Annotated in this window: 1 protein-coding gene; it reads right to left on the bottom strand. The window is 35.9% G+C overall.

The features are described from left to right. Nucleotides 1–446: DUF5686 family protein (locus FHK88_RS14055; RefSeq protein WP_227431347.1), on the bottom strand; the 446-nt coding region annotated here is incomplete at both ends.

Genomic DNA, 446 nt, shown 5'->3' with positions numbered 1-446 from the left:
GTATTCGTAATAGGCTTTTGTTGGCGCGTTGTATTGCAAACCTGAGGCGTTGATTAGTTTGTTTTCGTCAGAAATGGTTCCGTAAACGGTTCTTAAACCTATAATTTCGCGCCAGTTTAGTTTTCTCATGAATGGAACTCGTGAGAAAATTTTACCGTTAAAGTTATGTTCCCAAACGAATGTTGCGTATTCGTCGGCAACAAATTCATAAAAATTAAGGTTACTAAACGTATTTCCAATTATGAAATAGGTTTGGTTTCCTGGTACAACGCTTAGCAATCCTAATGGAATTTTACCAAAGGTTTTTCCAAGTTCCATTGTTAAATTGGTTCTTCCAAGTGGTCCGATAATTATGGGTTGCTTGTAATAAAGTTGCACTTTTTGATAATCGAAATCGCTGTTTAAAAGTCCTTTAAATCCTTGACTGTAATTTACGAAAAAGCGGC

The organism is Psychrobacter sp. I-STPA6b (assembly GCF_020662265.1).
Lineage (GTDB): Bacteria > Pseudomonadota > Gammaproteobacteria > Pseudomonadales > Moraxellaceae > Psychrobacter.
Note: the sequence above shows the minus strand (reverse complement) of the source record. Positions and strands in the feature narration are given on the sequence as shown.